Origin of the sequence: Caldisalinibacter kiritimatiensis (assembly GCF_000387765.1) — a bacterium.
Lineage (GTDB): Bacteria > Bacillota > Clostridia > Tissierellales > Caldisalinibacteraceae > Caldisalinibacter > Caldisalinibacter kiritimatiensis.
The window spans coordinates 1-1,800 of record NZ_ARZA01000133.1 but is presented as its reverse complement, the minus strand read 5'-3'; the positions used below and the strand labels follow the sequence as shown (position 1 = coordinate 1,800).

Genomic DNA, 1,800 nt, shown 5'->3' with positions numbered 1-1,800 from the left:
ATTATGTTATATCCAAGAGCACCAAATGAAAAAAGCCTACTAACTCAAATAAATGCCGGCAAGCATGTTTGACAGAGTTAATAGGCCACTTAATATAAGTATATAGTTAATGTGTATGAAACTCAAGAGTAAGGTGACAAAATTAGGTCAAAATTATAATATTGGATAAAAATTAGGAGGTATTAAAATGAAAAAAATAGTTTCTATGTTAATGATATTTGCTTTATTATTAAATATAGGTACAATGGTATTTGCTAATAATGAACCTGTTATAATTAAAGATATAGCACCAGAAGGCGAATTTAGTAAATACTTAGACACTAGCTTAAATAGAAGTGGTAGTGTAGGTATACAGTCTGTACTTAATATTAGTTTACCTGTATTAGCGTTTGATCAACATGACCCAGAATGGAAAGATGATATAATGGAAACTGACGGTTTATCAATTGACCACTATGGATGTGCTTTAACCTCTGTTGCCATGGTATTTCGTTATTTTGGAATTAATACAGACCCAGGTAAATTAAATGAAGATTTAGGTGACTATGCGTGTCCTATACATTGGTATAGAGCGGCAGAGTTAGGCTCAGATGGAAAAGCTGAATTAGTAACATTTAAAGAGTATCCTAGTGATTCTGATGTTATTAATGCAACAGTAGCAGCTTTACAAGATGATAATCCTGTAATTGTTGGTTTTAAAAAACCTGATGATGGGACTCATTTTGTATTAGTTAAGTCCGTAATAGGTGATGGCCTTTCATGGGATGATTATGGAGTAATCGACCCTAATGGTGCTACCTATAAAAACCTTAAATATTATAAGGATTTAGGATGGACATTTCATAGACTAGTTATTTATGATAAAGTAAATTAATTTGTATATATGAAAAGGTAGTAATAGCTATTTAGTTATTATGACTGGTATGGTTGACTACTTTAGTATGTATTTCATAATACAATATAAACCATACCAGTCTTCTATATTGTTAAATATTAGATTATATAAGAATTAACAGAATTTTAAAGAGATGATTACTTAAATAAAATTTTATATATTAGAACATAAATTAAGATAGGAGGATAATAAGCATGAATAAAAGAAATATTTATTTAGTAAGTATAGTTATTGTCGTTGTTGTTCTTGCTTTTATAGGATATAAATATATAGATGATAGCCGTAGAATTAAAAATCAATTACACGATGAAGTAAAGTTATTAGTAGATGAGGCAAGAAATATATATAAGTATGTAGGTGAAGGAGGGAGTAATCCATTAATAAATCAAAATGATTTAAGTAAAATGTTAATAGTAGACCCTAATATTAATACAAAAGAAAAACTAATTACATTTCTTCATAAAGTATACACAGACAAAGCTGCAAAAAAAATATATAATAAATTTGGATATAAAGAAATTGATGGTAAAATATACAAACCAATAACTGATTCAGTATTTGTACATGATTGGAATAAGGCATATTTAGAGGATATTAAAATTAATCCTCTTAATAAAAATGCTACAGTAATATTTATTATACCTAATTCAATAAGCAATAGAGAAGACACAGTAAAATTTAAGCTTATAAAGGGTACCGATAATACATATAGAATTGATGATATAATTAATGGCTGGTAAATTACAAGTTATAAATATAATATGGTTAAAAATCGTAAAATATGAATAAATACATAAAGTTTAAATTTTCTGATTTTGTGTAAAATTTTTTATGAGTAGGTAGAGTAATCTATCTACTTATAAAAATCTAAAGTTCTAATTATTATTAATTACAATACATATAAT

The 1,800-nt window shown here is 26.7% G+C and carries 2 protein-coding genes; both read left to right on the top strand.

Annotated features, from left to right (window positions below; genetic code table 11):
• The first annotated feature begins 187 nt into the window (after positions 1–187).
• Positions 188–874 (top strand): C39 family peptidase, encoded by a 687-nt coding sequence (locus L21TH_RS13775; protein WP_006312181.1) that lies wholly within the window; start codon positions 188–190, stop codon positions 872–874.
• Positions 875–1,089: 215 nt separating this feature from the next.
• A complete protein-coding gene (locus tag L21TH_RS06565) occupies positions 1,090–1,635 on the top strand; it encodes a DL-endopeptidase inhibitor IseA family protein (RefSeq protein ID WP_006312180.1) in 546 nt (181 codons plus the stop codon).
• Positions 1,636–1,800 lie beyond the last annotated feature (165 nt).